The following is a 23,600-nucleotide window of genomic DNA, read 5'->3' on the forward strand; positions in this document are numbered from 1 at the left end:
CATGAAACAAATTCAAGAAGCCTATATCGTTGCCGCCACGCGCACCCCCATCGGGCGGTCGCACCGTGGATTTTTCCGCAACATGCGTCCGGACGATCTGCTCGTCAAGGCCCTGCACGCTGCGCTGGCGCAGGTGCCCAGCCTGGACCCCAAGTCCATCGAGGACCTGATCTGCGGCTGCGCCATTCCCGAGGGCCAGCAAGGCCTGAATATCGCGCGCATCGGCGCGGTGCTGGCGGGCCTGCCTACCAGTGTGGGTGGCATCACGGTCAACCGCTTTTGCGCCTCGGGTTTGAGTGCGGTGCAAATGGCGGCCGACCGCATTCGCGTCGGCGAAGCCGACGTGATGATCGCAGCCGGCGTCGAGAGCATGAGCATGGTGCCCATGATGGGTAACTCCCCATCCTTGTCGCCCACCATGTTTGAGCGCGACGAGAACATCGGCATTGCCTATGGCATGGGTCTGACCGCTGAGAAAGTGGCCAACCAGTGGAAGGTCAGCCGCGATGCACAAGATGCCTTCGCGGTGGAATCCCACCGCCGCGCTCTCGCCGCCATGGAAGCCGGCCATTTTGCCGATGAGATCACGCCAGTGGAAGTGGTTGACCGTACGCCCAATCTGCAAACCGGGGAAGTGATCGAGAAGCGTCGCCTGGTCAGCCTGGACGAAGGTGCCCGCCTGGACACCACTGTGGAAGGCCTGGCCAAGCTCAAGGCGGTATTCGCTGCGCGCGGCTCCGTCACTGCCGGCAACAGTTCGCAAACTTCGGATGGCGCGGGCGCGCTGATTTTGGCGAGCGAAAAAGCGGTTAAACAATTTGGTCTGAAACCGCTGGCGCGCTTTGTGAGCTTTGCCTCCAAGGGCGTGCCGCCGCACATCATGGGCATTGGTCCGATCGAGGCCATTCCTGCGGCCCTGCGCTACGCTGGCTTGAAGCAGGACGACATTGACTGGATCGAGCTCAACGAAGCCTTTGCCGCGCAGTCCCTCGCGGTGGTGAATAGCCTGGGTCTGGACCCCGCCAAGGTGAACCCCATGGGTGGTGCGATTGCTCTGGGTCATCCACTGGGTGCCACCGGTGCCATTCGTTCGGCCACGGCCATCCACGCCTTGCACCGCAACAACCTGAAGTACAGCATGGTCTCCATGTGCGTCGGCATGGGGCAGGGGGCAGCCGGAATCTTTGAACGTGTGTAAGCACAAGGGGCCACTTTCGAGTGGCCTTTTTTTCGTCGTCACGCAAATGACTGCCACTTGGCCCATGTGCTGCGACACTCCAAATTAATGAGTACACATTCTTTTGACGCGGCGCTTCATTTGACGCCGGATTTTGATGCCCAGCCGGATCAGTTTGTGGGGCACACGCACCCGGACTGGTGGAATATGGTGGGACCGTTTGGCGGCATGACGGCGGCCATTGCCCTGCATGCTGTCATGTCGCACCCTTCCCGGCTGGGAGATCCTGCTGCGGTCACGGTGAACTATGCCAGTGCGCTGGCAGATGGACCTTTCAAGGCGGTGGCCCGACCCGTGCGCACCAATCGGTCCACCCAGCATTGGGTGCTGGAGATGCGCCAGGCCGATGCCCATGGTGTGGAGACTGTGGTGCTGACCGGCACCGCCATGACCGCTGTGCGCCGCGAAACCTGGAGTGCCACGGACATGCCCATGCCCGACGTGCCGCACCCCGATGCGGTGCCCCGGCCGTCACTGCGCACGGGTGCTGTGAAGTGGTTGCAGCGCTATGACATGCGGCCGGTGCACGGTTCGATTCCCGCCAAGTGGGATGGCAGCGCGGCCAGCGAAGATCCCTTGCGCGCCAGCCTGACGCAACTTTGGGTGCGTGACGATCCGGCCCGCCCGCTCGACTTTGAATCCCTGATGGCCATGGCCGATATCTTTTTCCCGCGCATCTGGCTGCGCCGCTCCACGATGGTGCCGGTAGGCACCGTGTCGCTCACCGTGTATTTTCATGGTGGCAAGGAGCAGCTCGCAGCGTCAGGCGATGGCTATCTGCTGGGGCAGGCGCGCGGGCAGGCGTTTCGCAATGGTTTCTTCGATCACACTGCGCAATTGTGGAACGAAGCCGGTGTGCTGCTTGCCACCACCCACCAGCTTGTCTACTACAAAGAATAGTTATATTTGAAACCCCAACAGGAGAAGTTCTGATGAGCAAGACCGTGGATTTCTATTTTGATTTTGGCAGCCCCGCTGCCTACCTGGCCTGGACGCAGTTGCCCAAAATGTGTGCCGATGTCGGCGCGCAGCTCGTCTGGAAGCCCATGCTGCTGGGCGGTGTGTTCCAGGCCACCGGCAACCGTGCGCCCATGACCGTGCCGCTCAAGGGCAGCTACCTGTTTGTGGACCTGGCCCGCTTTGCCGGCCGCTATGGTGTGCCGCTGAAATTCAACCCCAATTTCCCCATCAACACTCTGACCCTGATGCGCGCTGCCATGGGCCTGCACATGCGCAAGGATCCGCGATTTGAAGGCTACTGCGCCGCCATGTTTCGCGCCATCTGGGTGGATGCGCAGAACATGAACGACCCCGCCGTGGTCGGCGCTGTACTCACCCAGGCAGGCTTTGATCCGCAAGCTCTGCTGGCTTTGAGCAGCGAGCAGGCGGTCAAGGATGAATTGAAGACCGTGACCGAAGCCGCTGTGCAGCGCGGCGTCTTTGGCGCCCCCACCATGTTTGTGGGCGAGCAGATGTTCTGGGGCCAGGATCGACTTGATTTCGTGCGTGAAGCACTGACCGCTTAACTTGAGGAAGCACCATGACTGACATTTTGAAAGACATCGCCAACGGTGTCATGACCATCACCCTCAATCGGGTAGACAAAAAGAACTCCATCACCAGTGCCATGTACGCGGCCATGGCCGACGCGCTGGAGCAGGCGCAGAACGATGCTGCCGTGCGCGTGGTGGTGTTTCAGGGCCACGAGACAATTTTCAGCGCGGGCAACGACATTGGAGATTTCCTCAATGGCCCCGCCTCCACGCAAGAGTCGCCGGTGTTTCGCTTCCTGCGCGGCATCAGCACCTTTCCCAAGCCCGTGTTGGCGGCGGTTTGCGGCCCGGCAGTGGGCATCGGTACCACCATGCTGTTCCATTGCGATCTGGTGTACGCCGGTGACAATGCTGCGTTCTCCATGCCTTTCGTGAACCTGGGTCTGTGCCCGGAAGCCGCATCGAGCTATTTGGCGCCACAGCTCATGGGCTATTCCCGTGCAGCCGAAGCGCTGCTGCTGGGTGAACCGTTCATGGCCGAGGCCGCATTGGAGATGGGGCTCATCAGCCGTATCGTGCCGCCCACCGAAGCGGCCGCCTTGGCGCAGCGCCAGGCCCAAAAACTGGCCGCGAAGCCTTTGAGCTCCTTGATTGAAACCAAGCGCCTGATGAAAAAAGGGCAGGTCAACATCGTGGCCGAACGCATGGCCGAAGAAGGCGCCAGCTTTGGTCGCCTGCTGCGTGAGCCAGCCGCCCGCGAGGCGTTCACCGCGTTCATGGAAAAGCGCAAGCCTGACTTTTCCAAGGTCTGACGGCAGAGGGGGGGGCACAGCGTGCCTTTATTGCTACGGGTCTGCAATCGCCAGCGCACAATCGACACCGAATAAATGATGCCGTCTGTCACACCCCACCTCCTGCTCCTCGAAGACGACCCTGCCATCGCTAAAACGGTGGTGTATGCCATGGAGCGCGCCGGTTTGCGTGTCACGCACAGCCTGCTGGTGCGCGATGCCATGCGCCAGCTGGAAATCACCGCTTTTGATGCCCTGGTGCTGGACGTGGGCTTGCCCGATGGCAGTGGCCTGGACGTGTGCCGTGCCGTGCGCGCCCATGTCACCCGCAATACCTTGCCTATTCTGATGCTCAGCGCCCAGGGCGAGGAGATCGACCGTGTGCTGGGCCTGGAGCTGGGCGCGGACGACTACGTCACCAAACCCTTCAGCCCACGCGAACTGGTGGCACGCGTGCGTGGCCTGCTGCGCCGGGGCAACGGTGCGGTCCATGGCACGCCAGCGCCAGCCCATGCGGTGCCGGGTCTGGTGCTGGACGAGCCCAGCCAGCGCGCGGTGCTGCTGGGTCAGTTGCTGCCGCTCACGCGGCGCGAATTTGGCCTACTGGTGCAGCTGATGCGCCAGCCCGGGCGCATCTACAGCCGCGAGGCCTTGCTCGACGCGGTGTGGGGCTTTGACGCCGACAGCACCGAGCGCACGGTGGACACCCATATCAAAACCCTGCGCGCCAAGCTGGAGCAGGTGCAGCCCCAGCGCGAGTTCATCTCCACCCACCGGGGCATGGGCTACGCCATGGCGCTGCCCACCGCACAGGGCCGGGGCTGATATGCGCCTGGGCATACGCCTGCTGTTCGGCTTCTTCCTCATCACCGGGCTGGCCGGTTTTTTTGTGCTGCGTGTCTTCGTCACCGAGGTCAAGCCCAGCGTGCGTGAGGTGATGGAAGACATGATGGTGGACACCGCCAACATCCTGGCCGAAATCGCGGCCGACGACTTGGCCGCAGGCACCATCGCAACCGGCCGCTTTACGCAGCAGGTGAACGACTACGCCCACCGCCGCATAGACGCCAAGATCTGGGGGCTGGGCAAGCAATCGCTGGACTACCGGGTGTATGTGACGGACGCCACTGGCAAGGTGCTGTTTGATTCCACCCATGTGGCCGAGGGGCAAGACTACTCGCAGTGGCGCGACGTGGCCCTGACCCTGCGCGGTGCCTACGGTGCCCGCGCCACCCGCGAGGTGCAGCACGACGACCGCAGCTCCGTCATGTACGTGGCTGCCCCGGTGAACCACGGCGGGCGCGTGATCGGCGTGTTGACCGTGGCCAAGCCCGTGGCCACCGTGCAGGCGTTCATCGACCGGGCGGAGCGCAAAATTCTGCTCAGTGGCCTGTGGCTGTTGGTCCTGTCTGCCGCAGTGGGGGTGGCGGTTACCCTGTGGGTGGTGTGGAGCGTGCGCAAGCTGCGCCGCTACGCCAACGCCGTGGAGTCCGGCAAGACCGTGCCCGTGCCCCAGGTTCCGGGCGAGTTGGGTGAACTAGCCCGCGCCATGGAGGCCATGCGCCAGCGCGTGGAGGGGCGTGAGTATGTGGAAGCCTATGTGCGCGCCCTCACCCATGAACTCAAAAGCCCTCTGGCCGCCCTGCGCGGCGCGGGCGAGCTGCTGCACGACGAATTGCCCGCGCCGGACCGCGAAGCCTTCGCCCAAACCGTGCTCGACCAAACCGGGCGCCTGCAGCACCTGGTGGAGCATATGCTGGAGCTCAGCAAGCTGGAACACCAACAAGGCCCCCTGGTCACGCAGGCCGTGCCTGTGGCTGCATTTTTAGAGCGTTTTGCGGCTCTAGCCACCGTGGAACGTACCCAAGAAGCTATTAAATTGATAGTGGATGCGGACGATTCGGTGGTGCAAGCCGCCCCCGACTTGCTCACCCTGGCACTGGCCAACCTGGTGGACAACGCGCAAGCCTTCGCCCCAGCAGGCAGTGTGGTGACCCTGCGCGCCCGCAACGGCGTCATCAGCGTGCAAGACCAGGGCCCCGGTGTGCCCGACTACGCGCTGGCTAAGCTGGGCGAGCGTTTTTTCTCTACCGTGCGCCCCGATGGCACGAGCAAAGGCTCAGGCCTGGGCCTGGCCATCGTGCGCCAGATCATGGCGCTGCATGGGGGGCGCATGGAGGTGCGCAATACGGGGGATGGGTTCTGTGTAGAGTTGGGGTTCTGAGGGGCCGGTCAGGCTCGGAGCCGTCGTTCTAACCGCAGGACTCAGGCGAACGGGCAATTACTGCGTCGCCGGCACCTCAACCACCGGCACTTTCGGAATCAACCCCGGCCCGATCACCTGGTTGTCCAGCCCCAGGCTGGCGATGCCGCCGCCCAGCGCCCATTCGGCGTAACGCCAGTTGCCGTCGATCTTGAGCACGCCTTCGGGTGGGCTCAACTCTCTCACCGGCACATCCTTCAGCGCCGTGGCCATGAACTCGATCCACGCGGGCAGGGCCAGCGATGCGCCCGAGGCGTGGCTGCCAAGGCTGCGCGGGTCGTCATGGCCCAGCCACACCACGGCCACCAAGCCGGGTTGGAAGCCTGCGAACCAGGCATCCACCACCTCGTTGGTGGTACCGGTTTTGCCATACAGGTCGGGGCGCTTCAGTGTGGTCTGGGCGCGCGCCGCAGTGCCAGCGCGGGTGACCTCTTGCAGCAGGCTGTTGGTGATAAAAGTGTTGCGCTCGCTGGTGACGCGCAGGCTCTCATTCAGCACCTGTGCTGGTGCTTCAAAAATCACTTCCCCCTTGCTGTTCGCAATGCGCTTGATCATCGTACTGGGGAGCAAGTAGCCGCCGTTGGCCAGCACGCCGTAAGCGCTGGCCAGTTGCAGCGGGGTGGTGGCGCCGGTGCCCAGGGCGAGCGTGAGGTTGTCGGGTTGGCGCTGTGCATCGAAGCCGAAGCGTGCGGTCCATTCGCGCATGGCGGGTGCACCCAGTAGCTGCACCAGGCGGATGGTGACCAGGTTCTTGGAGTGGGTCAACGCCTCGCGCACGGTGATGGGGCCGTCGGTGCTGCCGTCGGAGTTGCCGGGGTTCCAGTCGCCCACGTTGGCGAGGGGCATGTCGTTGACCAGGGTCTCGGGCATCACGCCGTGGTCCAGCGCGCCGGCATAGATAAATGGCTTGTAGCTGGAGCCGGGTTGGCGCCAGCCCTGCGTGACGTGGTTGAACTGGTTGTGGGCAAAGTCAAAGCCGCCCACCAGTGCGCGCACTGCACCCGTGGCGGGGTCCAGTGCCACCATGGCACCCTGGGCTTGCGGCCATTGGGCGATGTGCCAGGCTTTGCCCTGTTGCATGACGCGCACAATGGAGCCGCGCCTCAGGGCCAATGCCTTGGGGGCCTTGGGCGCCAAGGCTGCTTGCGCCAGACGCAGCCCGGTCTTGTCCAGCTTGATGATTTCACCCGAGGCCAGCACCACGGTCACGGCGCTTTGGCTCGCGCTGGTGACGATGGCCACGCGCAGGTCTTCGTCGTCTTCCAGGTCGGAAAGGGCTTGGGCCACGGCGGGGTCGTCGTCTTGCAGATCGGCGGGCAGGTTTTCATGGTCTTGCGGGCCGTGCCAAGGCTGACGCTGCGCGTGCTCGATGAGGGTACGGCGCAGAGCCTGGTAGGCGGCCTGCTGCTCGGCGGCCACAAGGGTGGTGGTGACGTCAAAGCCCTGGGTATAGGCCTTTTCGCCAAACTGTGAAAATACTTGCTGACGTGCGGCTTCGGCCACGTATTCGGCGTGTATCTCCGCGCTGGCAGATTTTCGTAGTACCAGTTTTTCGGCTTTGGCAGCGGCGTATTGCGTGTCGTTGATCACACCTTGTGTGTGCATGCGCGCCAGAGCAACACGTTGGCGTGCATGGGCGCGCTCAGGGTTGCGGATCGGGTTGACGTTGCGCGGGTTTTGCGGCAAGCCCGCCAGCATGGCGCATTCGGCCGGGCTGAGTGTGGCAAGTGTCTTTCCGAAGTAGGTTTGCGCCGCCGCCTCAAAGCCGTAGGCGCGCGAGCCCAGGTAGATCTGGTTCATGTACAACTCCAGCACCTGGTCCTTGCTCAGCGCGGACTCGATCCGCAGCGACAACAACGCTTCCTTGAACTTGCGCGATACCGTGCGTTCGTTCGTCAGCAAAAAAGTGCGGGCCACTTGCTGCGTGATGGTGGAGCCGCCACTTACGCGGCGCACCAGTCCGCCCGAGAGTACCGAGACCACGGCGCGAGCCACGCCGATGGGGTCTATGCCTGCGTGCTCGTAGAAGCGCGAATCTTCCACCGCCAGCAGGCTGTCTTTCATGAGCTGGGGAATCTGGTCGATGCGCTGGTACACGCGCCGCTCGGTGCCAAAGCTGCCAATCTGCACACCATCGGCGGTGAATACGCGCAGGGGCTGCTTGGGCTGGTAGTGGGTGAGTGAGTCCAGGTCGGGCAGCTGCGGGTAGATCACTGCGGTGGCTAGCATCAGCACCACGGCACTCAACGCCAGCAGCGCTGCCAGGGCCTTGAGTGCACGCCTGGGCCAGGGGCCGCGGCACACCTGCATGGTTTTGGAAAGAAACGACTTGGAAGCGGTGGATGTCATGCGTGGGGCGGTAGATGAAGTGCCGCGATTATCTGCAAAAGAGACACTTCACGCTGACTTCATGCAGCCCACACTGACTTCACCGCGCGATTGGACACTTGTCGGATGAACAGCATTTATCCAAGGAGTTGACGATGAAAAATGAGGCACGGGGAAAATTAATCGGCATCGCAGTGGTCGTGGTGTTGCTGCTGCTGGGCTTGGGTCAAATCACTGATCTGGTCATGCAACGCCAGTCACAGCGACAAGTGGCTATCAACAGCGTGGCGCAGAGCCTGGCCGGCAGTCAGACGCTGGTAGGGCCTTTGGTACACATGGCGTGCACGGAAGAGTGGGCCGTTGTTGAAACACCTGTTGGCAAAACAGACGAAGAGCGCAAAGGGGGCAAGGCAGAGGGCGTGCGTACACGCGCCTTCACACTCATGGCGCCGCCTGCAACGCTGACTGTGTTGGGTAGCAGTCAGTTGGAGCCACGTGCGCGGGGGCTGCACACGACGCAGGTGTTCAACTTCAAATCCACTTTGACCGCCCAGTGGAATGATTTGAGCAGCCTCAAAGCAGAGCGTGAACACCCAGGCTCACGCTTGCAGTGCGGCCCGGTCCTGCTGATGCTGGCGGTGTCCGACGCACGCGGCATACGGCAAATAGACCTCAAGCTCAACGGTGTGGCGCAAGCGGTGCGGGCGGGTACGTTTTTGGGCAGCCATCCACGCGGCATTCATACCGCGTTGCCATCCGGAGTGGACCTGGCCGCCCCGCTCACGGCGGAGTTGCAACTGGAGTTGGTGGGTACCGAGCAATTGGCGCTGGTGCCTGTGGGCACCGCGAATACCATTCAGTTGCGCTCCAACTGGCCGCATCCCAGCTTTGGCGGTCAGTTTCTGCCGCTTGAGCGCCACATTTCCGACAGCGGCTTTGATGCGACTTGGCGTGTATCTGCTCTGGCCAGTACGGCGCAACAAGAGTTGCGCGCATTGCACCGCCTCTGCGTTTTGGGCGGGGTGAACGCGGGCGAAGAGCCCGTAGGGGCGTCTCAAACCGGCTGTATTGAAACACTTGGCGTGACATTCATGGATCCTGCCAATACCTACGCGCTGTCCAACCGCGCCACCAAATATGGTTTGCTCTTCATCGTGCTGACCTTTGTGGCGGTCGGACTGTTTGAGTTGATGCGGTCCCTGCGGGTGCACCCGGTGCAGTACTTTCTGGTGGGGGCGGCTATCGCCTGCTTCTTCTTGTTGCTGGTGAGTCTGTCGGAGCAATATTCCTTTTCGATGGCATATGCCATTGCTGCCAGTGCCTGTGTGTCGCTGCTCACCTACTACGCGAGCCACATATTGCACAGCTGGAAGCGCGGAATGCCTTTTGGCGCGGGCATTGCCACCTTGTATGGCTTGCTCTATGTCCTGCTGCGCCTGGAACAAAAGGCGCTTGTTGTAGGCGCCGTCGCATTGTTCCTGGTGCTGGCATCGGTCATGATGCTCACACGCCGGGTGGACTGGTATGCGCGGCTGCAACCGTCGGGTGGCTCTTCAGCTCTTGGTAAGCCCGAAACAGAAACGCCAATGTAGTGGAGTGCACATAATTTCACAAAGCAAGCGCTTGCTAAAAATAAATATTGTGGTTATGCTTCGCCGCAATGACCGCTTTAGCCACGCCCCGCAATTCAAATTCCAAGTCGCCGCCTGAGCCTGCAGCCAAGCGCCCGCGCGGGCGGCCGCGCAAGACGCAGGGGGAGCGCGATGACGGCAATCGCCGCCATGAACTCTTGACAGCCGCTGCCCGGTTGTTTCGCCAGCAAGGCTTTGACGCCACCAGCACGCGCGACATTGCGGCGGCCGTCGGTATGCACAGTGGCTCGCCGTTCTACCATTTCAAAAGCAAGGATGCCTTGCTTTATGCGGTGATGGAAGAGGGCATGCACACCGCCATTGCGCGGCAAACCAAGGCTTTGCAGGGTGATGACGCAGCAACGGGCAAGCCAGGTGCGCCGCTGATGCAGATGCGCCGCCTGATTCGCTCGCACTTTGACACGCTGCTGGGGCCCGGCAACGATTTTGTACCCGTGATGTTGTATGAGCACCGCTCGCTGAGTGCCTGGCAGCTGACTTCACTGGCCAAGCTGCAGACGGAGTACGAAGCCGCCTGGACGCCGGTGCTGGAGGCCCTTCATGCGAGCGGGCATTTGCGCGCGCCGGTCAAATTCTCGCGCTTGCTGATTTTGGGGGCGCTGAATTGGTCAGTGCAATGGTTCGATCGGAAGAAGGACGCGTCGCTGGATGACCTGACCGATGCGGCCATGGCTTTGTTTTTAAAGGAGTGTTGATGAGCTACGGATCTGTTTACGCAAAGGGTTTGTTCGCTGGCAAGGTGATGCTGGTCACCGGTGGCGGCTCCGGCATTGGCCGCTGTGTCGCGCATGAACTCGCGGCACTGGGCGCGCACACCGTGCTGGTGGGGCGCAAGCCCGAGAAGCTGCAAACGGTGATGGATGAAATCGTGCAGGACGGGGGCGTCGCCAGTTTCTTTGTCTGTGACATCCGTCAGGAAGACGTGGTGAAGCAGACGGTGGCCGCCATCGTTGCCGCACACGGCCGCATTGATGGCTTGGTGAACAATGCCGGCGGCCAGTACATGACGCCACTGGAAGCCATCACGGCCAAGGGCTGGGAGGCGGTGATCAACACCAACCTTACCGGCGGCTTCCTGATGGCACGCGAGTGCTTCCTGCAGTCCATGAACAAGAACGGCGGCAGCATTGTGAACATCGTGGCCGACATGTGGGGTTCCATGCCCGGTATGGGGCACAGTGGTGCCGCACGTGCAGGAATGGTTAGTTTCACCGAAACCGCCGCCATCGAGTGGGCGAGCAAAGGCGTGCGCGTGAACGCGGTGGCGCCGGGTTACATCGCGTCCAGTGGCATGGACCACTACCCCGAGGCGATGCGGCCCATGTTGCGTGAGATGGCCAAGACCATTCCCCTGGGGCGCTTTGGCACCGAGGCGGAAACCTCTGCCGGTATCGTCTTTTTGCTGAGCCCGGCTGCGGCCTTCATCAGCGGCAGCACACTGCGTATTGATGGCGCCCGCCCCCAGGTGCGCATGGGCTGGCCGATGCGGGTGGCCGATGCGAAGGCGCAGGAACGCGATTCCATCAAGCCGTTCAACGGCTTTCACCGAGCCACAACGCCCAAGGTTTTTTCCACCGAAGAGCCCAAACAGCCATGAACTACACACACGAACACCTGGAAATACAGAAGACACTCAAGCGTTTCATCGACGCTGAAATCAACCCCCATGTGGATGAGTGGGAGGCAGCCGAGATATTCCCGGCGCATGAGGTTTTCAAAAAAATGGGGAACCTGGGCCTGCTGGGTTTGACCAAGCCGGAGGCCTATGGGGGTTCCGGGTTGGACTACTCCTATGCCGTGGCCATGGCCGAAACCCTGGGGCATATCGACTGCGGGGGCATCCCCATGGCCATTGGTGTGCAGACCGATATGTGCACGCCGGCCTTGGCCCGCTTTGGCAGTGATGAGCTCAAGCGCCAGTTCCTGGCGCCGGCCATCGCCGGTGACATGGTGGGTTGCATTGGGGTGAGTGAGCCGGGTGCCGGTAGCGATGTGGCGTCCATCAAAAGCCATGCGCGCAAGGATGGCGATGACTACGTGATCACCGGCCAGAAGATGTGGATCACCAACAGCCTGCAGGCCGACTGGATGTGCATGCTGGTCAACACCAGTGATGGACCCCAGCACAAAAACAAGAGTCTGGTGATGGTGCCCATGGACACACCCGGTATCGAGAAAGCCAAGAAGCTCAAGAAGATTGGCATGAACGCCAGCGACACCGGCCTCATTTACTTTGACGAAGTGCGTGTGCCACAGCGCTACCGCATTGGTGAAGAGGGGCAGGGCTTCATGTACCAGATGATGCAGTTTCAGGAGGAACGTTTGTGGGCCGCATCGAGTTGCCTTCAGAGCCTCACCAATTGCATTCAGTGGACGGTGGAGTGGGCGCAGGAGCGCAAGCTGTTCGGGGCCACCCTGGCGGACCAGCAATGGGTGCAGTTCAAGCTGGCGGAGATGAAGACCGAGCTGGAGAGTCTGCGCGCGTTGACTTACCGGGCCTGCGAGCTCTACATCCAGGGCCAGGACGTCGTGGAGCTGGCCTCCATGGCCAAGCTCAAGGCCGGGCGCCTGAACCGCATCATTCCCGATGGCTGTCTGCAATTCTGGGGCGGCATGGGCTTCACCTGGGAAAACAAGGTGTCCCGCCTGTACCGCGATGGCCGCCTGGGCTCCATTGGTGGCGGTGCGGACGAAGTGATGATGGGCATCATTGCCAAAAGCATGGGCGTGACCAAGCGCCCGACTCGCAGTTAACTATTTCAGGAATAAGCATGTCAGTGACAGATATCGATGCAGAAGACATCACCCAAATTGAAGATGCGGCCCGTCGTTTTATCCAGACCGAGGTGGCCTCGCATCTGGGTGATTGGGAAGAGGCGGGCGAGTTTCCGCGTGCACTCTACAAGCGGGCTGCTGAAATGGGTTGGCTGGAGATGGGCTACCCGGAAGAATTCGGTGGTACACCCAGCCCCTGGACCCTGCGCAACGCCATGACCATCGCCCTGGCGCGCCATGGCGGCAGCGGGGGCTTGATGGCCAGTCTGTTCAGTCACAACATCGGCCTGCCGCCGGTGGTGCGCCATGGCAGCGCGGAGTTGCAGCGCCGGGTCATTCCTGATGTGCTGCAAGGCAAAAAGATTTCGGCCTTGGCCATTACCGAACCCGGTGGCGGCACCGACGTGTCGGCACTCAAAACCACGGCCCGCCTGGAGGGCAATGAGTATGTGGTGGATGGCGAGAAGGTGTTCATCACCTCCGGTATGCGCGCCGATTGGCTCACGGTGGCGGTGCGTACCGATCTGAAGAACAAAGGCCCCATGGGTATCTCCATGCTGATGGTGCCGGGTGACGCCGTGGGCTTGTCGCGCAGTCCGCTGAAAAAAATGGGCTGGTTGTGTTCGGACACTGCGCACCTTCGCTTTGACGGCGTGCGCGTGCCGGCCAGCAATCTGGTGGGCGAAGAGGGGGCCGGCTTCAAGATCATTTTGACCAACTTCAACGGCGAGCGTCTGTCCATGGCGGCCATGGCTCTGGGTTTCTCCGAGTGTTGCTATGACGAGGCTTTGTCCTGGGCACGTCAGCGCAAGACCTTTGGCACGGCACTCGTGGATCACCAGGTGATTCGTCACAAGCTGATGGACATGAAGATGCGCATTGAGTCCACGCGGGCCTGGCTCAATGCGGTGTCGGCCCGTGCCGATGCGGGCGACCGTGGTGATAAGTCTGCCAAGGGCGCCGAGTGGGTGTCCCAGGTGTGCCTGCTGAAAAATCACGCGACCCAGACCATGCAGTTTTGCGCGGACCAGGGTGTGCAGATTCTGGGTGGCATGGGCTTCATGCGCGGCACTGCCTGCGAGCGCATCTACCGTGAGGTCAAGGTGATGATGATTGGTGGCGGCGCCGAGGAGATCATGAAAGAGTTGGCTTCGCGTCAGCTCGGTCTGTGACAATCGGGGCCATGAGCAAACACCTGGAAGTTGACGCGGAGATTGAGTTCGAAGAGGAATTCGTCGTCGGATTGAAAAAAGTCTTTGAGGAGATGATTGTTTTCAATCAGATACTGGGTTTGAAGATCACATCCCTCAAACCCAGGCAGGTCACGGCGCGCATCGACATGAAGCGTGACCTGATCGGACACTTCAGCTACAACCGTATTCATGGCGGCGTCATCAGCGCTGGCCTGGATGCCATGGGCGGCCTGGCCGTGATGGCTGCGATTGGCGCGCGGCATATGGATGAAACACCGGTGCAGCGTCTGCATCGTTTTGGCAAGCTCGGCACTATTGATTTGCGTATCGACTACCTGCGCCCCGGCATTGGGGAGTATTTCGAGCTGCGCGCCGAAGTCATGCGACTGGGCTCCCGCGTGGCCTCGACCCGCATGGAGTTTCTCGGGGCTGACGGCAAGCTGTTGTCCACGGGCGCGGGTGCCTACATCGTGTCATAAAAAAAGGCCACCGTGTGGTGGCCTGTGGGTCAGGGCTGCAGGATTATTTTTTGACGGGTATCGCACTGCCACCGACGTAGTCGGACACGGTCTTCCACTTGCCGTCCTGAATCTGTGACAGGCGCGATGCGTCACTTCCCAAGCGCTTGGTGGGTGAGTAAGTGGCCGGCGCTCCGCCAAACATGTCGGGCGGAATGACCATGGTGTCCATGACCTTGATGAAGCTATCCGTCGTCAGATTTTTGCCCGCTTTGGTGGCGGCCTTGGCAAACGAGTCGATGATGATGTAGCCGTAAACCGAGAACACGGTGGGGTCTTCATTGAACTTGGTTTTGTACTTGTTGGCCCAGAAGCGAATCGGTTGTGACTGCTCATCGGTATACGGGTGCTGCACGGTCATGGTGGCATACAGACCGTCCATGGCTTTGCCGCCGAGCTTGTGAATCAGGTCGGTATAGCCGGCACTGGATGCCAGGAAGGTCGGGTTGTAGCCCAACTTGCGCGCGGTGGCGATGGCGCCAATGGTTTCACGAATGATGGTGCCCAGCACGATCATGTCGCAACCAGAGGCCTGCATTTTGGATACCTGGGAGGAAAAATCGGTTGCCCCGCGCTTGTACGAGGTTTTTTCGGCGAACTCCATGCCGAGTGTTTTCAGTCCAGCCTCCCCGCCTCGCTGTACCTCCAGTCCGAAATCGTCATCCTGGTACATCGTGCAGACTTTTTTAGCCCCTTTATCCTTCACCAGTTTGGGTACCGCATTGCGCATCTGGTCATAGTAGGTGGCCGCAAAGGAGTATTTCAATTTGTGAAACGGCTCGTACATCTCGCGTGCGGCAGTGATCGGGAAGAAGTTGATCACGTTCTTTTCAAACTGCACCGGCATGGCCGCCATGTTCTGGGCCGTGCCGATGTGGCCGACCATCATGAATATCTTGTCCTGATTCACCAGTTTTTGGGCGGCCAGCACGGCGCGTTTAGGGTCGTAAGCGGAGTCTTCGACAATCAGCTTGACCTTGCGGCCGTTGATGCCCCCCTGTTCATTGATTTCATCGACGGCCAGCATCATGCCCAGTCGGGCCTGCTTTCCAAAACCGGCAATCGGACCCGACAGGTCCTGAATCGAGCCCAGTGTGATTTCAGTCTTGCTGACACCTTGAGTCGGGGCTTCCTTTTGCGAATGCACCAGCGTGGCCGAAAACGCCAATGCGGCGAGTACCGCAGTTGCTTTGAATTTCATGACGGGTCTCCATTCAGGGGTTGAAAAAAATGCGTGGGGTGAGCACGCATTTTTGACCTCACAGGAATCCTGTCAAGCTGTCGTAAACCCCCAAGGGAAACTACTAGTTCTTGGCGTAGTCGATGACCACTTTCCACTTCCCATCCTGGATCTGCGACAGTCGGGAGGCATCGCTTCCCAAGCGCTTGGTGGGTGTGAATTTTTGCGGTGGGCTGCCAAACATGTCGGGAGCTGACTGCATGGTTTCCATGGCGCGGATGAATTTCGAAGTGGTAGGACGGGGTCCCGAAGCTTGAACAGCCTTGGCAAAAGTGTCGATGGTGGTGTAGCCAAACACGGACATTGAGGATGGATCCTCATTGAACTTGGTGATGTACTTGTTGGTCCAGAACCGAACCGGTTGCGAAGGAGAGTCCGCGTAAGGAATCTGCGTCGTCATGGTGGCATACATGCCTTCCACCGCCTTGCCGCCGAGCTTGTGAATCAGCTCGGAGTAGGCTGCGCTGGAGCCCATGAACATGGGGTTGAAGCCGGTCTTGCGTGCTTCGCCAATGGTGCCCACGGTTTCGCGGATGATGGTGCCCAGCACCACCAGTTCGCAGCCAGAGGCTTTCATTTTGGCAACTTGTGACGAGAAGTCGGTGGCGCCGCGTTTGAATGAGGTCTTCTCGGTCAGGGTCATGTTCTCCAGCTTCAGGCCATCTTCGGCACCGCGCAGCACTTCCAGTCCAAACTCGTCGTCCTGGTAAATGGCGCAGACTTTCTTGATGTCTTTTTGCTTGACCAGCTTGGGCAGTGCACCTTTAAGTTGCTCGTAGTAGGTGCTGACCACGGAGAACTTCAAGCGATGAAAGGGTTCGTACATTTCGCGCGCTGCAGTCAACGGGAAGAAATTGATCACGTCCTTTTCGAACTGGATGGGCATGGCTGCATTGTTCTGCGCCGTGCCGATGTGACCGACCATCATGAAGATCTTGTCTTTGGAGACGAGTTTTTGCGCGGCCAGTACGGCCTTCTTGGGGTCGTAGCCATGGTCTTCGACCAGCAGCTTGATTTTCCGACCGTTGATGCCACCCTGCTCGTTGATCTCGTCAATCCGCAACAGCATGCCGTTGCGCGCCTGTTTGCCGTAGCCGGCCAGCGGGCCTGACAGATCCTGAATGGTGCCGATCAGAATTTCGTCTTTGCTGATGCCCTGTTGTTGCTGGGCACCGGCCAGCGTGGCGGACAGCGCCAAGGTCGTAAGTATCGCGGTGGTTTTAAATTGCATAAATTTTCTCTGGTATGAAAAGTAAGGGAACACTGATAAAGAACTGTATGACGGCCAAGCGGCACTCGATGATGGCCACCAAGGTGGTCATCATCGAGTGCCCGCGAAGACCTCAGGGAAATGCCGTTAAGGCTTGACGTAGTCGGAGATGACCTTCCACTTGCCGTCCTGGATTTGCGACAGGCGTGACAGGTCGCTGCCCAGTCGCTGTTTCGCGCTGTAGGTCAGCTTTGGCGCACCAAAGATGTCCGGCGGAATCGTCATGCTGTCCATGGCTTTGATGAAGCTGTCCGTCGTGAGTGCAGGCCCCGCTTTCTGTGCGGCCTGGATCAGGATGTCGATCATGGTGTAGCCGTAGGCCGAGAACACGGTCGGGTCATCGTTGAATTTGGTCTTGTATTTGTTGGCCCAGAAGCGGATCGGTTGTGAGGCTTCATCCAGATAGGGGTTTTGCACAGACATGGTGGTGTACATGCCGTCCATGGCCTTGCCGCCGAGCTTGTGAATCAGGTCGGTGTAGGCTGCAACCGAGCCGAAGAACACCGGATTGAAACCATTTTTGCGGGATTCGGCGATGGTGCCAATGGTCTCGCGGATGATGGTGCCCAGCACCACGAGATCACAGTTGGCCGCCTTCATCCGGGCAACCTGGGACGAAAAATCGGTGGCGCCGCGTTTGAACGAGGTCTTCTCCGTCATCTCCATCGAGACCGACTTCAGGCCCGCTTCGGCACCGCGCAAAACTTCAAGGCCAAATTCATCGTCCTGGTAAATGGCGCATACCTTCTTGGCATTTTTATCCTTGATCATTTTGGGCAAGGTGGTGCGCATCTGATCGTAGTAGGAGCTCAGCAAGGCGTATTTCAGGCGGTGCGTTGGCTCGTACATTTCACGCGCGGCTGTGAGCGGCATGAAATTGATGACATTTTTTTCGAATTGAACGGGCATTGCCGCGTTGTTCTGGGCTGTTCCCAGATGGCCGGCGAGGATGAAAATCTTCTCCTGATTCACCAGCTTCTGGGCTGCCAGGACGGCCTTCTTCGGGTCGTAGCCGGAGTCCTCGGTCACGAGCTTGAGTTTTCGGCCATGCACACCGCCTTGTTCATTGATCTCGTCAACGCGCAGCTGCATGCCGTTGCGTGCCTGTTTGCCATAGCCTGCCAAAGGGCCGGACAGATCCTGGATGGTGCCAACCAGGATCTCGGTCTTGCTGACGCCTTGTTGTTGCGCAGCGCAAAGTGACGATGCGGTGGCAAGGGCCACAAAGAGAAGAGACAGCTTGAGTTTCATGGGATCTCCAACGGGGTAGTGGGGCTTAACGGTACATGGCTTCGATCTGAGCCGTGTATTTTTTCTCAACCAGTTTGCGTTTGAGCTTCATGGTCGGGGTGAGTTCTTCGTCTTCGGCGGTCAGCTGGTTTTCCAGAAGGAAGAACTTCTTGATTTGTTCCACCCGGGCAAACTTCTTGTTGACCCGTTCGATCTCTTCCTGAATCAAGGCCTGCACTTCAGATGCCTTGGTCAGGCTGGCGTAGTTGCTGAAGGGAATGTCCTTGTCCTGGGCGAATTTCTCGACGTTTTCCTGGTCGATCATGATGATCACCGTGAGGTAAGGGCGTTTGTCGCCGATCACCACCGCGTCGGTGATGTAGGGCGAGAACTTCAGATCATTTTCCAGCTCGCTGGGGGTGACGTTTTTGCCCCCTGCCGTGATGATGATGTCCTTCATGCGGTCGGTGATTTTGTAATAGCCATCCGCGTCCACCACCCCCACGTCGCCGGTGTGCAGCCAGCCATCCTTGTCAATGGTCTCCGCTGTTTTTTCCGGCAGGTTGAGATAGCCGGCAAACACATTCTTGCCACGCACCAGGATTTCGCCAGTGGCAGGATCCAGCCGCACTTCGTTGAAGCCCGCAGCCGGCCCGATCGATCCGGGTCTCATGCGGTCGGCAGGAACGCCGGTTGATGCGCCGCAGGTTTCGGTCATGCCCCAGACTTCCAACATCGGGACTCCCAATGCCAGGTACCAGCGCACCAGATCGGGTGATATCGGGGCGGCACCGGTGACCAGGAAGCGGGCCCGGTGAATGCCGATGAGCTTGCGCACATTGTTCAACGCCAGCCACTGGGCCAGGGTGAACTTGAACTTGAGCCAACTGCCGACCACTTCCCCGGCCAGTACCTTGTTGGCGATCTCGGTACCCACACCGATGCCCCAGGCGTAGGCCGCCTGCTGGATGGCACTGGCTTCCTTGAGGCTGATCATCACGCCGGAGTAGAACTTTTCCCAGACACGCGGCACGCCGGTAAAAACCGTTGGCGCAATCTCGCGCACGTTCTCGGGAATGGTCTCCGGGTTCTCGACAAAGTTGAGTTTGGCCCCGGTGTACAGGGCGAAGTACTCGCCACCCATGCGCTCGGCAATGTGGCACAGCGGCAGGAAGCACATGCGCTCATCGTTCTGGTCTTGTGCCACCAGCGTGTTGTAGCCGCGCACGGTGTACACCAGGCCCGCATGCAGATGCATCGCGCCCTTGGGCTTGCCCGTGGTGCCGGAGGTGTAAACCAGGATGGCCAGATCTTCGGGCTTACAGGCGTCAACGCGTTCTTTGAGTTCGTCCGGATGCTGGGCCAGGTACTTGCGGCCCAGTTCGCGCAGGTCATCCAGGCTGATGATGTTGTCATCCTTCAGGTCACGCAGCCCGGTCATGTCGAACACCACGATCTTGCGCAGCTTGGGCAACTGGTCGCGGACCTCCAGGGCCTTGTCCAGTTGCTCGTCGTCTTCCACAAACAAAATGACGGTGCGCGAGTCTTCGCACAGGTACTGCACCTGGGACGCTGCATCGGTTGGGTAAATGCCGTTGGACACCCCCCCGCAGGAGAGCACCGCCAGATCGGCCAGCACCCATTCCACTACCGTATTTCCAAGGATGGAGCTGCATTCGCCTTTGGCGAAACCCAGACTCATCAGGCCATAAGAGATTTCCCGAACCGCCACCGCGGTCTGGTTCCAGGTCCAGCTGCGCCAGATGCCCAGATGCTTCTGGCGCATCCAGACATTGGGGCCGCGTTGCTTCACCGCGTTCCAGAAAATCGCCGGAATGGTTTCGCCCGGCATCACGATATCGTGATTGGGCTGGATATCGATCAGGTCCCAGAGTTGGCTCATCGTCTTATCTCCAGGTTTTTTTCTTTTTCCAGCGACGCTCACCGCGAACGCCGTCTTCCTTGAGCCCCAGGTAGAACTCCTTGATGTCGTCCTTCTCGCGAAGGTGTGCGCAGGTGTCTTCCATCACAATGCGGCCGTTCTCCAGCACGTAGCCGTAGTCGGCGGCATTCAGGGCCATGTTGGCGTTTTGTTCCACCAGCAAGATCGTGGTGCCACGCTCGCGGTTGATGCGCACCACAATCTCGAAAATCTCTTTGGTGAGCTTGGGCGAGAGGCCCAGGCTGGGTTCGTCCAGCAAGATGAGGTCCGGGTTGGCCATCAGCGCGCGCGAGATCGACAGCATTTGCTGCTGACCGCCGGAAAGCAAGCCCGCATCCTGCAAGGCGCGCTCACGCAGAATCGGGAAATAGCCATAAACGGCTTCGATGTCCTTGGCAACGCCATCGCGGTCTTTGCGCGTGTAGGCGCCCATGAGCAGGTTGTCACGCACGCTGAGCAATGGAAAAACCTCACGGCCTTCGGGAACATGGCTCAAACCCTGCTGCACTATGAATGCGGGGTCCTGGGCGGTGATGTTGGTGCCCTTGAATTCAATCGAACCCTTGCGGGGATCGATGATGCCGGAGATGGTCTTGAGAATGGTGGTCTTGCCAGCGCCGTTGGAGCCGAGCACCGTGGCTATTTCACCGCGACGGACCTGAAGGCTCACGCCACGAATGGCTTTGATGGGGCCGTATGCGCTCTCGACGTTGAGCAGCTTGAGCACCGGCAGATCGCTCACAGGAGGTGGGGAGGTGCTCATGCCACTTGCCTCCGCAGGGATGACACATCGTCGACCGAGCCCAGATAGGCTTCGATCACGGCGGGGTCGGTCTGCACTTCGCGTGGAGTGCCCATGGCGAGTACTTCACCCTGGTTCATGGCCAGCACGCGGTCTGAAACCTTGGACACCAGTGTCATGTCATGTTCCACCATCAGTACGGTAATGCCGAGTTCATTTTTGATGTCCTGAATCCAGAAGGCCATGTCCTCGGTTTCCTCCACGTTCAGACCGGAAGAGGGTTCGTCCAGCAGGAGCAGCTTGGGCTCGGTGCACAAGGCACGGGCCATTTCCACCACCTTGCGCACACCATAGGGCAAGCCTGCCACCATGGCGTCGCGGTGATGTTGCAGATCCAGAAATTCGATGACCTCTTCAGCTTTCTCACGGGCCTTCAGTTCGGCTTCGCGCACGGCGCCGGTAAAAAACAGGTCCTGCCAGAAGCCGGTCTTGCGTTGTGTATGGCGACCGATCAGCAGGTTGTGCAAAACAGTGGCGTGTTCAAAGAGTTCAATGTTCTGGAACGTGCGCGCGATGCCCAGGCCGGCCACGTTCTGCGGTGGTTGCTCGGTCAGCCGCATGACGCCGTTGGGGCCCATGTAATCGATTTCGCCGGTCGTGGGCGTGTATATGCGACTGATCAGGTTGAAGACCGTGGTCTTGCCCGCGCCGTTGGGTCCAATCAGGGTGAAGACCTCGCCCTGTTTGACATCAAAGCTGACTTTGTTGACCGCCAGCACGCCGCCAAAGCGCACGCTCAATTGCTTGGCGGACAACAATGGGGCTGCGCCCGACTGACCAGGAGTGGAGTTCATGGCGGTGCTCATTTCAGCCGATCCGATTTCTGGAAGGATTTTTGCCGTTTGAACATGCCTTTGCGGTAGAAAGGGAACATCTGCAAATAGGTGCGGATCTTCAGCCAGCGGCCGTACAGACCCAAGGGTTCAAACAACACAAAGGCGACCAGGACGGCGCCATACACCACACCCTGCAGTCCTGGGGCCTGGCCAATCGTGGCGGGCAGGTAATCCTTGAAGATGGCAATCGCTTGCGGCATGGTGATCAGGAAGATGGCTCCCAGGAAGGCGCCGTGCACCGAACCCAAGCCGCCAATCACGATCATCAGCAAGAGGTCAATCGATTGCAGAATGTTGAATTGATCCGGCGAAATGAATTGCAGTTTGTGTGCGTACAGGGCGCCGGCGATGCCCGCCAGGGCGGCTGACAGTGCAAACGAAAGCGTCTTGTAACGCGCCAGGTGAATGCCCATACTCTGCGCTGAAATTTCAGAGTCGCGGATAGCGACGAAGGCGCGGCCTGTGGGCGCGCGCAACAAATTCAGTATGCCCAGCGTGGCCAGCACCGTGATGATCAGGCACAGAAAGTAGAACTCTTCACCCGAATTCAGGGTCCAGCCAAAAAAGTCGGGCTTCTTGATATGAATGCCCGCGTTGCCGCCTGTGACCGACTCCCAGCGTGCCAGCACTTCTTCCACAATAAAACCGAAGGACAAGGTGGCCATGCCCAGGTAGATGCCTTTGACCCGCAGTGCGGGCAAGCCCACCACCAGGCCAACTGCGGCAGACAGTCCCGCGGCGCAGATCAGTGCAATAGGGAAGGGCATGCCCGCATTGGTCAGCACGGCCTGCGAATAAGCGCCAACACCCAGAAATGCAGCATGCCCCAGAGAGAACAGGCCGGTGAAGCCGGCCAGCAGCATCAGCCCCAGGCCGGCAATGGCATAGATCAGGACGAAGGTGAGTTGCGCCAGCCAGTATTCCTCAACCATCCAGGGCGCAGCGACCAGGGCCAGCATGAGCAGGCTGTACCAAAAGATGTGGCCGCCATGTTTGGCGAGTTTGATGTCTTGCCCGTAATCGGTCTTGAAGATGAAACGCATGTCAGACCTTTTTACGCAATTTTTCGCCGAACAAACCGTTGGGTTTGACAACCAGCATGATGAGCACCACGATGTAAGCGGCCGTGTCCTTGAAGCCATCTGGCAAATAGAAGCCCGACAGCGACTCCACGATGCCGATGATCAAGCCGCCCACGATGGCGCCAGGCAAGCTGCCAAAACCACCCACCACGGCAGCCGGCATGGCCTTCAGGCCAATGAAGCCCATGTTGGCATGAACAAAGGTGATCGGGGCAAGCAAGAGCCCTGCAATCGCCGCGACAGCTGCCGCCAGTCCCCAGGCAATCCCGTTGAGGCGCTTGACCGGAATGCCCATGTAGTACGCGGCCAGCTGATTCTGCGAAGCGGCCTGCATTGCAATGCCGAGCTTGCTGTAGCGAAACAGCATATACAGCAGCACACAGAGCACGGCCGTGGCGCCAATCACCACCATCTGCTCGACGTTGAGAACCAGGCCCGCCAGGTTCCAGATCTGATCTTTGTAGGGCACTGGCAATGCGTGCGTCTCGGTGCCGATATTGGGGATCATGGTGATCAGTCCACGCGCCACATAACCGATGCCGATGGTCAGCATGACGATGGAGAACGCGGGCTGTCCCAGGATGGGGCGCACCACCGCGCGTTCCAGAATCACGCCAAACAGCGCCATCGCCGCAATGGAGGACACCACGGAAAGCCAGAACGGAAAACCCAGCATGGTCATGCCGCCCAAGCCCCCGAACGCACCCAGCATCATCAGCTCGCCCTGGGCGAAGCTCACGGTCTCGGTGGCCTTGTAGATGAGCACGAAGCCCAGCGCAATCAGGCCGTAAATGCACCCTTGTGCGATTCCGCTGATCACCAGTTGTAGAAGCTGCACTTTGTCTCCTGTTGCATAGCCGCTCGTTTATAGCGGTAAATCCCTGGAGCCCTGACAGGGTTTGTACTGATCACTTGTCGTGCAACGGACAAATGGGAATGGTCTCTTCG

21 protein-coding genes are annotated in these 23,600 nt (G+C 60.0%); 12 read left to right on the forward strand and 9 right to left on the reverse strand.

Translation table 11 applies throughout. The annotated features are described in order from the left end of the window. Position 1 precedes the first annotated feature (1 nt). The 6 genes from IV109_RS01590 to creC all read left to right on the forward strand — a co-directional run bounded on the left by IV109_RS01590 (position 2) and on the right by creC (position 5,745). Positions 2-1,198, forward strand: a complete 1,197-nt coding sequence (locus IV109_RS01590; protein ID WP_296691258.1) for an acetyl-CoA C-acyltransferase — start codon at positions 2-4, stop codon at positions 1,196-1,198. 87 nt (positions 1,199-1,285) lie between these two features. Continuing rightward, positions 1,286-2,137 carry a thioesterase family protein gene (locus tag IV109_RS01595; protein WP_296691260.1) on the forward strand — a complete coding sequence of 284 codons (852 nt, stop codon included), beginning with the start codon at positions 1,286-1,288 and terminating at the stop codon, positions 2,135-2,137. 32 nt (positions 2,138-2,169) lie between these two features. Beyond that, on the forward strand, positions 2,170-2,763 hold the full coding sequence (locus tag IV109_RS01600) for a 2-hydroxychromene-2-carboxylate isomerase (protein WP_296691263.1): 594 nt from the start codon (positions 2,170-2,172) through the stop codon (positions 2,761-2,763). A 14-nt stretch (positions 2,764-2,777) separates the two neighbouring features. Further along, positions 2,778-3,542 carry an enoyl-CoA hydratase gene (locus tag IV109_RS01605; protein ID WP_296691266.1) on the forward strand — a complete coding sequence of 255 codons (765 nt, stop codon included), beginning with the start codon at positions 2,778-2,780 and terminating at the stop codon, positions 3,540-3,542. A 75-nt stretch (positions 3,543-3,617) separates the two neighbouring features. Next, positions 3,618-4,346, forward strand: coding sequence for a winged helix-turn-helix domain-containing protein (locus tag IV109_RS01610; RefSeq protein ID WP_296691268.1), 729 nt, complete (start codon positions 3,618-3,620; stop codon positions 4,344-4,346). A 1-nt stretch (position 4,347) separates the two neighbouring features. Next, positions 4,348-5,745: a two-component system sensor histidine kinase CreC gene (creC, locus tag IV109_RS01615; RefSeq protein WP_296691269.1), complete on the forward strand. Its 1,398-nt coding sequence runs from the start codon at positions 4,348-4,350 to the stop codon at positions 5,743-5,745. A gap of 57 nt (positions 5,746-5,802) precedes the next feature. On the opposite strand, the gene IV109_RS01620 is transcribed toward creC, so the two are convergent. After that, positions 5,803-8,133 carry a penicillin-binding protein 1A gene (locus IV109_RS01620; RefSeq protein ID WP_296691271.1) on the reverse strand — a complete coding sequence of 777 codons (2,331 nt, stop codon included), beginning with the start codon at positions 8,131-8,133 and terminating at the stop codon, positions 5,803-5,805. A gap of 134 nt (positions 8,134-8,267) precedes the next feature. On the opposite strand from IV109_RS01620, the gene creD reads away from it, so the two are divergent. The 6 genes from creD (at position 8,268) to IV109_RS01650 (ending at position 14,211) form a co-directional block, all read left to right on the forward strand. Further along, entirely contained in the window at positions 8,268-9,704 is a 1,437-nt protein-coding gene (gene creD, locus IV109_RS01625) for a cell envelope integrity protein CreD (protein WP_296691272.1), read from the forward strand. 68 nt (positions 9,705-9,772) lie between these two features. Then, complete coding sequence (locus IV109_RS01630) at positions 9,773-10,459, forward strand: TetR/AcrR family transcriptional regulator (RefSeq protein WP_296691274.1); 687 nt, start codon at positions 9,773-9,775, stop codon at positions 10,457-10,459. Further along, a complete protein-coding gene (locus IV109_RS01635; protein ID WP_296691276.1) occupies positions 10,459-11,361 on the forward strand; it encodes an SDR family oxidoreductase in 903 nt (300 codons plus the stop codon). Before IV109_RS01630 ends, IV109_RS01635 begins: the two co-directional genes overlap by 1 nt. Beyond that, a complete protein-coding gene (locus tag IV109_RS01640) occupies positions 11,358-12,518 on the forward strand; it encodes an acyl-CoA dehydrogenase family protein (RefSeq protein WP_296691279.1) in 1,161 nt (386 codons plus the stop codon). The genes IV109_RS01635 and IV109_RS01640 overlap by 4 nt, the downstream gene beginning before the upstream one ends. Positions 12,519-12,535: 17 nt before the next feature. After that, positions 12,536-13,711, forward strand: coding sequence for an acyl-CoA dehydrogenase family protein (locus IV109_RS01645; protein ID WP_296691282.1), 1,176 nt, complete (start codon positions 12,536-12,538; stop codon positions 13,709-13,711). An 11-nt stretch (positions 13,712-13,722) separates the two neighbouring features. Then, positions 13,723-14,211 (forward strand): thioesterase family protein, encoded by a 489-nt coding sequence (locus tag IV109_RS01650; RefSeq protein WP_296691286.1) that lies wholly within the window; start codon positions 13,723-13,725, stop codon positions 14,209-14,211. A 43-nt stretch (positions 14,212-14,254) separates the two neighbouring features. On the opposite strand, the gene IV109_RS01655 is transcribed toward IV109_RS01650, so the two are convergent. The 8 genes from IV109_RS01655 to IV109_RS01690 form a co-directional block, all read right to left on the reverse strand. Continuing rightward, positions 14,255-15,451, reverse strand: a complete 1,197-nt coding sequence (locus IV109_RS01655; protein WP_296691289.1) for an ABC transporter substrate-binding protein — start codon at positions 15,449-15,451, stop codon at positions 14,255-14,257. 103 nt (positions 15,452-15,554) lie between these two features. Beyond that, entirely contained in the window at positions 15,555-16,721 is a 1,167-nt protein-coding gene (locus tag IV109_RS01660) for an ABC transporter substrate-binding protein (protein ID WP_296691291.1), read from the reverse strand. A gap of 126 nt (positions 16,722-16,847) precedes the next feature. Next, positions 16,848-18,011: an ABC transporter substrate-binding protein gene (locus IV109_RS01665; RefSeq protein WP_296691294.1), complete on the reverse strand. Its 1,164-nt coding sequence runs from the start codon at positions 18,009-18,011 to the stop codon at positions 16,848-16,850. Positions 18,012-18,036: 25 nt separating this feature from the next. Beyond that, positions 18,037-19,893: a long-chain fatty acid--CoA ligase gene (locus IV109_RS01670; RefSeq protein WP_296691296.1), complete on the reverse strand. Its 1,857-nt coding sequence runs from the start codon at positions 19,891-19,893 to the stop codon at positions 18,037-18,039. Between the two features lie 4 nt (positions 19,894-19,897). Beyond that, the gene (locus IV109_RS01675) at positions 19,898-20,695 is read right to left on the reverse strand and encodes an ABC transporter ATP-binding protein (protein ID WP_296691297.1); all 798 of its coding nucleotides are present in this window, start codon (positions 20,693-20,695) and stop codon (positions 19,898-19,900) included. Continuing rightward, positions 20,692-21,528: an ABC transporter ATP-binding protein gene (locus IV109_RS01680; protein WP_296691300.1), complete on the reverse strand. Its 837-nt coding sequence runs from the start codon at positions 21,526-21,528 to the stop codon at positions 20,692-20,694. Before IV109_RS01680 ends, IV109_RS01675 begins: the two co-directional genes overlap by 4 nt. Positions 21,529-21,536: 8 nt before the next feature. After that, positions 21,537-22,613, reverse strand: a complete 1,077-nt coding sequence (locus IV109_RS01685; RefSeq protein ID WP_296691302.1) for a branched-chain amino acid ABC transporter permease — start codon at positions 22,611-22,613, stop codon at positions 21,537-21,539. Between the two features lies 1 nt (position 22,614). Next, positions 22,615-23,490, reverse strand: coding sequence for a branched-chain amino acid ABC transporter permease (locus IV109_RS01690; protein WP_296691303.1), 876 nt, complete (start codon positions 23,488-23,490; stop codon positions 22,615-22,617). Positions 23,491-23,600 lie beyond the last annotated feature (110 nt).

The organism is Rhodoferax sp., assembly GCF_018780565.1.
GTDB lineage: Bacteria > Pseudomonadota > Gammaproteobacteria > Burkholderiales > Burkholderiaceae_C > Rhodoferax.